The 6,280-nt window shown below is 66.5% G+C and carries 7 protein-coding genes; 2 read left to right on the top strand and 5 right to left on the bottom strand.

Annotation, left to right across the window (positions count from 1 at the left end; all coding sequences use genetic code 11):
• The first annotated feature begins 199 nt into the window (after positions 1 to 199).
• Positions 200 to 1,156, top strand: coding sequence for an Mrp/NBP35 family ATP-binding protein (locus tag VL973_RS11035; protein ID WP_325284072.1), 957 nt, complete (start codon positions 200 to 202; stop codon positions 1,154 to 1,156).
• 4 nt (positions 1,157 to 1,160) lie between these two features.
• A complete protein-coding gene (locus VL973_RS11030) occupies positions 1,161 to 1,598 on the top strand; it encodes a CoA-binding protein (RefSeq protein ID WP_325284071.1) in 438 nt (145 codons plus the stop codon).
• 392 nt (positions 1,599 to 1,990) lie between these two features.
• On the opposite strand, the gene VL973_RS11025 is transcribed toward VL973_RS11030, so the two are convergent.
• From VL973_RS11025 to VL973_RS11005, 5 genes are all read right to left on the bottom strand, one after another.
• Positions 1,991 to 2,992, bottom strand: a complete 1,002-nt coding sequence (locus VL973_RS11025) for a GGDEF domain-containing protein (protein WP_325284070.1) — start codon at positions 2,990 to 2,992, stop codon at positions 1,991 to 1,993.
• Positions 2,993 to 3,163: 171 nt separating this feature from the next.
• Positions 3,164 to 3,703, bottom strand: coding sequence for a peroxiredoxin (locus VL973_RS11020; RefSeq protein ID WP_325284069.1), 540 nt, complete (start codon positions 3,701 to 3,703; stop codon positions 3,164 to 3,166).
• A gap of 52 nt (positions 3,704 to 3,755) precedes the next feature.
• Entirely contained in the window at positions 3,756 to 4,829 is a 1,074-nt protein-coding gene (locus VL973_RS11015) for a phospholipase A (protein ID WP_325284068.1), read from the bottom strand.
• A gap of 49 nt (positions 4,830 to 4,878) precedes the next feature.
• Positions 4,879 to 5,508 (bottom strand): YbhB/YbcL family Raf kinase inhibitor-like protein, encoded by a 630-nt coding sequence (locus tag VL973_RS11010; RefSeq protein ID WP_325284067.1) that lies wholly within the window; start codon positions 5,506 to 5,508, stop codon positions 4,879 to 4,881.
• A gap of 1 nt (position 5,509) precedes the next feature.
• A complete protein-coding gene (locus tag VL973_RS11005; RefSeq protein ID WP_325284066.1) occupies positions 5,510 to 6,184 on the bottom strand; it encodes a glutathione S-transferase family protein in 675 nt (224 codons plus the stop codon).
• Positions 6,185 to 6,280: the final 96 nt, after the last annotated feature.

The following is a 6,280-nucleotide window of genomic DNA, read 5'->3' as shown; positions in this document are numbered from 1 at the left end:
GGGCGGGAAAGCCCATGGGTTGCGGGGGCCGCCATCGCCGCCACCGCCATTGCCGCCATTTCCACCGCTGCCCCAGGGGCCTTTCGGGTTGTCGTTACGGAGCACGCCCGCGCGCGCGATCCAGCCCATCCTTCGTGTCATGCGATCTTTATAGGGGTCCGCGCGCCGATTAACAGTGGCGGACACGCGATCAGCGCCTATGTCCGCGCAGATGAGTGCCCAGGAACAGCTCGAAGCCCTGCTCGCCCCCCTTGCCGCCGGCCGGGCGACGATCCGCGTCGACGGCGCGCGCGCCAGCATCATCCTCGACGTGACCGGCCTGCCCGCCGCCGCGCGCGATGCGCTGGCCACCGATATCGAGGCGGCCGCCAACACCGTGCCCGGCATCGATTCGGTGCGGATCGCGCAAACCAGCCAGCGCGCCAGGCGCCGCATGATCGCCGTCGCCAGCGGCAAGGGCGGGGTGGGAAAATCAACCGTCTCCACCAACCTCGCCGTCGCGCTCGGCGCCGGTGGCCGCCGGGTCGGCATGGTCGATGCCGATATCTATGGCCCGTCGCAGCCACGCCTGCTGGGCATCGACGGGATCAAGCCGCAAGCGCGGGATAACAAGCTGGTGCCCGTCCCCTCACCCCATGGCGTCCCGCTATTGTCGGTGGGCCAATTGGTGCCCGCCGAAAAGGCGCTGGCGTGGCGCGGACCGATGGCGACCAACGCGCTCACGCAATTGCTGGACGGCGACTGGGCCGGTGTCGATACGCTGATCGTCGACATGCCCCCCGGCACCGGCGACGTGCAATTGACCATGATCCAGAAGCACAAGCCCGCGGGCGTCGTGATCGTCTCCACCCCACAGGATCTGGCGCTGATCGACGCGCGGCGCGCGATCGACCTGTTCGGACAGTCGGGCGTGCCGATCATCGGCCTGGTCGAGAACATGGCGGGCTATGCCTGTCCGCATTGCGGCGAAGTCTCTGATCCGTTCGGCACCGGTGGCGCCGAGGCCGCCGCCGCCGCGCTCGGCATCCCGTTCCTTGGCCGCGTGCCGCTGACCATGGCGATCCGCCAGGCATCCGACGCCGGGAACGTGGCCGAGCGCGCCGCGTTCGATAACATTGCCGCCCATGTGGGCGAATGGATCGATCGACAGGACTGAACCCATGCCGCTGACCGCCGATGCGGATATCCGCGAACTGCTCGAATCAGCGCGGACCATCGCAATGGTCGGCGCGTCCGACCGGCCCGATCGCCCCAGTTTCGGCGTGATGCAGACGTTGCAGGCGCATGGCTACCGCGTCATTCCCGTCAATCCGCAGATTACGGGCGAGCATGTGAACGGCGAATTCGTGTTTCGTGAGCTAAGCCAGCTGGGCGACCCGATTGATATCGTCGATATCTTTCGCAATTCCGCCGCGGCGGGCGAAGCCGTCGATCAGGCGATTGCCGCCGGGGCGGGCGCGGTGTGGATGCAACTCGGCGTCGTCAACGATGCCGCTGCCGCGCGGGCGGAAGCCGCGGGATTGAAAGTGGTGATGGATCGTTGTCCGGCAATCGAACTCCGGCGCCTGTCGATCGCGCCGGTCGGCAAGCCCGACTGACGCAGCCGGCTGACAGGGCCGATCAGCCGACCGCCCCTGTCATCGGTGAAAGCACATAGATCAGCATGGCGGTTACGAGAAATGCCGCGCCGCCGATTCCGAAACCGCTCGCGGCCCTGAACCGGGCGTTCATGCAAGCGTGACGGCGGGCGCGGAAGCCAGGACCAGGATCGCGGTAAAAAACAGCGCGCCCACCGCAGATACGGCGGCATTCTGAAGCGAAGCATAACGAGGCATGTCGATCATTCCCTTTTGTCGAACCGCCGGACCATCCGGCGAACGATACACCGGACTTTGCACGGCGCGTGCCAAACGCGGGAACAGGCCGTTTTTACGGTGGCAGGCGTGCGGTTCAGCAAATCACGCCAATCGGACCTAGCGTATTTCGCCAATCAAATGGAAACGTCGCCATCCGCGAAAATACAGTCGCGACCGGATGCCTTGGCGGCATAAAGCAGCGCGTCAGCGCGCTCGAACACCTTGGCCAGCGGCTCAGCCGATCCGGCCAGGCTGACTCCGGCGGAAAATGTGACCGTGCCGACCAGCACATCGCTTTCGCGCAGGCGGAACCGTTTGCGGCCGATGCTGCGGCGCGCCTGATCGATCACGGCAACCGCGTCATCAACAGGGCCATCGAACAGGATCGCGAACTCCTCACCGCCGTGTCGTGCCACGAAATGGTCGCCACATGCCTCGGACAGCGCGCCGGCGATCGCGCACAGCACACGGTCGCCGACGACATGACCGAAACGGTCGTTGACGTCCTTGAAATGGTCAACATCGCAAATCGCGACGCACGGCGTCCGCCCGGCGCTGATGCGTTCGCCGTAAGCTTCCTCCAGCGCCCGCCGGTTGGGCAGGCCGGTCAGCGGGTCGCTGAGCGCATCGCCGCGCGCCGTTTCCAGCGCGCGGCGCAGTTCCTCGGCCTCGCGATGGGCGTCTTCCAGCCGGCGTTCGGCCTCGCGCACGCGGGCGATCATCGCGCCGGTGATGCGCGACACATCCTCGATAAAGGGCGGCGAGCTGCCCTGCGCCATCCGCGAACGCTCGATCGCGTCGGCACTGGCGATCAGGTCGCGTCCGAAATCGCGGGCCTGGGTGTGCATCCGCACCACCACATCGGTGAAACCGTCCATCTGCGCCTGAGCGCGGGCGGCCAGCACGTCGGCGCCGACACCCCCATCGACAGCACCCGCGATCTGGCCGCGCTGGATCTGAACGCCCAGTTCGTCAAAATCGCGCTGGGTCAGCCGCACACCGCCATCGGTTCGCGCCGCAACCTCGATCGCGAGTTCGCTCTGCGCGTTGCTGACCACGGCATAGGCGATGGCGTAATTGGCCGGCGTGGGATCGATGCGCTGGGTCGCGAGAAACTCGCCGATACGCTGGAACAACGCCGGTCCATTTCGCGCCGGAGCGGCGCCCGCAGAATGCTGGAGCGGCGGCATCCTCTTCAAAACGACTCCCCCATGCGAACCAAGCCATTCGACCCGCGAGCACAGGCCGTAGAATAAATTGCCTAACAAGCCGTCAGTGACAGCGGCAAAATCGACGGAATTAAGGGATTAGTCGCGCGCCAGCGCCTGCACCGCCGCCAGCGTGGAGCGGACATGGCCGGCCGGGTTCATGTCGCTGTGCGCGAAAACGACCTTGCCGTCGCGACCAATCACATAGCTGGTGCGGTCGCTCATCGTCCGGGTCACGCCCGGACGGCTCAGCAGCACGTCATATTGCCGCATGACATCGGCACTGGCGACCGCGACGGGGAAGCGTCCGGCGCAATGCTCTTTCGAAAACTTTTGCAACTGCGGCAGTGTATCGGCGGACATGCCGATCACGCGCGCACCGGCGGCGCGAAACTGCGGCGTCGCCTCGGCAAAGGCCTTGGCTTCGGCATTGCACCCGGATGTAAAGGCGGCGGGGAAGAAATACAGCACGACCGGGCCGCTGCGAAGCTGCTCGGCCAGGTGCAGGCGAAACGGCTTTCCGGCCAGAGCGCCCTGCGTCCGGAAATCCGGCGCGGCGATCCCCGGCGCCAGCGCCGCGCCCGCGGGCAATGCGGCGACGGCAGCCGCGACGGCCAACACCAAACGAACAACACGCATGACGAATCCCTCCAGCAATGCCGACGCTAACCGCCGAATGCGCGTCTGTCGATTACCGGCTTAGGGCTATGCCGATCCGCGCATGGGTGTCGCGGCGATCATAGCGGTCCAGCGCCTCTCCATAGCCGGTATAGACCTGCCCGAAGCCGTGAATGCCCAGTCCCAGTCCAAGGCGCGCCAGCGGATAGGATGCGAACAACTCCGCCGCACCGCGCCCGGTGCCGGGATTGCCGCGCGCGACGACTTGCAGTTTCAGGCCATCGGTCTGGCCGATCGCCGCGCTGATCTGACCATAGCCCATATAATCCTCGATATCGTCGGCCACCCCTTGTGCGCCGACATAGAACCACAGCTGCGGCGTGACCTCCGCATACCAACGGTCGCCCAGGTCGAAACGCCGGGTCGCGCGCGCATAGATGCGGTTCACGTCGATCGAACCGACCTCCCCCCGCCCGTTGGAGTCGTGCGAATATCCGACCGCCGTCACCGCGTCCTGCGACAGCGGCACTTCGTAGAAGACCTCGGGATTATAGTTGGTCGATGTGAACGGCCCGGACGGCAGGTCGACCCGCCAGAACATCGTCTGCGTCCACGCAAAGCGCAGCCCGTTCAGCGCGCCATTGGTCTCGAACGGCTGAAACGCGAAACTCAATTGCAGCTTGGCGCCGGCATCATCCTGCCCGAACACGCCATAAGTGGGTCGATAGGGCGAAAAGCGCCGGGCTATCGCCGACGCGGTGCCGCCCGATCCCAGCACTTCCTGTTCGCGCGAAGCCGCGACCGCTTCGGCCGCCTCGCTCTCGGGCGTATCGGGCACCGGCTGCGCGGCACTGGCCACCGCCACGGGCGCGACGCGGTAACGGGCCTTGCCAAAGCTGCCGGGAGGCACCGGCAACAAGTCTGGCCCCTCCCGCTCCAGCGACAGGCGCGTGCCATCGGCGGCGGTCACTTCCAGCCGGTCGGGCGCGCGCGGATCGGCGGGGCGGTCGCTCTCATTGGGAAAGAACACCGTGACGCCGCTGTCGCTCGCGGCGCGCGCCGATGGCGGCTGTTGCGGCACGGGAGCAATCTGGGCAGCGGCCGGCGCGGCGGCAGCCAGGGCGGGCAGAAAGAGGCAGAGGCGCATAGGCGGTTCCATTGGCACGTCGATGTGACGGTTGCGAGAGCGCCGCCGTTCAGCCCGCCGCCGGCACGCGGGCGCCGGTCGCGGCGGGACCCACAGGCTTTTCCTCTCCGCGCGAATAGGTGCCCGTCAGCACCCCCGCCGCCAGCACGCGCCCGTTCATTGCCTTCAGCATCGCCGAACGTCCCGGATTGCGCTTGAGGTCGGGACCATCGGCCAGCGCGAACAGTTGAAAGGCATAATGGTGGACGCCGTGCCCCTTTGGCGGGTCGGGCGGCAGCCAACCTTCGACGAAATAGCTGTTGCGACCGACATCGCCACCATCGCCGTCGCTGCGACGATCGGCGACAATCGCGCCCTCCTTCAACTCGCCGTCGCCGGGTGGCAGATCCCAGATGACGGCATGGACCAGCGGCGACGGCGTGGGTGCATCGGCATCCTCGACCAGCAGCGCCATTCGCACCGCCTCTGCCGGCACGCCGGTCCAGAACAGGGGCGGCGACACGCCCGCACCATCGGCGGTGAAGCGTTCGGGCAGGCGCGCACCATTGGCAAAGGCCGGGCTGGCCAGATGCAGTGACGCGAACGTGCCCAGTCCCGGCTGGACAATCGCCAGCTTCTCCTCACCCGCGCGCAGGCCCTTCAGCGCCTTGCCAAGCCAGGACGGCACATGTTCGAGCATGTCAGAGGTCCAGCTTTTCGTAATCGGCGTGTGGCGCGATCACTTCCATGCGCTCGGCCAGCAGCGGGCGAAAGCTGGGGCGGCTTTTCATGCCGACATACCAGCGCTTGGTCTGTTCGTGGCTCTTCCAGTCGATACCCCCCAGATAATCGGCGACCGAGATCTGCGCCGCGGCGGCCAGGTCGGCGAGGCTGATCGTCGGCCCGGCCAGCCACTGACGATGATCGAGCAGGTAATCGATATAATCGAGATGCGCGACCGCCGCCTTCATCGCTTCGCGCAGCCGTCCGGCATCGGGCGCGGCGCGCAGGACAAGGCGTTTCTCCATCCGCTCGCTCAACAGCGGCTTCGTGATGTCGCGATAGAAATGCACGTCGAACCACGTCACCAGGCGCCGGATTTCGGCACGGTCGGCCGCCGTGCCGTTCAGCATCGCCGACTTCTCGACCGTTTCCTCGAAAAACTCGCAGATCGCGATCGAATCGATCATCGGCCGCCCGCCGCGCTCGCTATGCACCATCACGGGGGTTTCGCCCGCCGGGTTCATGTCGAGAAACTCGTCCCGGCGCAGCCATGGCGATTCGCGCACCGGTTCATAACCAACGCCCTTTTCGGCCAGCAGCAGGCGGACCTTGCGTGAAAAGGGACACAGGGGGAACTGGTAGAGAAGCCACATAGCTGTTCTGTTACTGACGCCGCCGGACAAGGGAAAGGGGCGAGTGGCGTGACGGGCATGTTATGGCTGGCGGCGGCGTGGGTCATCGGCCTGTGG

Origin of the sequence: Sphingomonas sp. (assembly GCF_035490575.1) — a bacterium.
GTDB lineage: Bacteria > Pseudomonadota > Alphaproteobacteria > Sphingomonadales > Sphingomonadaceae > Sphingomonas.
Note: the sequence above shows the minus strand (reverse complement) of the source record. Positions and strands in the feature narration are given on the sequence as shown.

Excerpts from the sequence above, each read along its gene's own strand:
- VL973_RS11035 (WP_325284072.1), top strand. The coding sequence starts at position 200 with ATGTCCGCGCAGATGAGTGCCCAGGAACAGCTCGAAGCCCTGCTCGCC.
- VL973_RS11030 (WP_325284071.1), top strand. The coding sequence starts at position 1,161 with ATGCCGCTGACCGCCGATGCGGATATCCGCGAACTGCTCGAATCAGCG.
- VL973_RS11020 (WP_325284069.1), bottom strand. The coding sequence starts at position 3,703 with ATGCGTGTTGTTCGTTTGGTGTTGGCCGTCGCGGCTGCCGTCGCCGCA.
- VL973_RS11015 (WP_325284068.1), bottom strand. The coding sequence starts at position 4,829 with ATGCGCCTCTGCCTCTTTCTGCCCGCCCTGGCTGCCGCCGCGCCGGCC.
- VL973_RS11010 (WP_325284067.1), bottom strand. The coding sequence starts at position 5,508 with ATGCTCGAACATGTGCCGTCCTGGCTTGGCAAGGCGCTGAAGGGCCTG.
- VL973_RS11005 (WP_325284066.1), bottom strand. The coding sequence starts at position 6,184 with ATGTGGCTTCTCTACCAGTTCCCCCTGTGTCCCTTTTCACGCAAGGTC.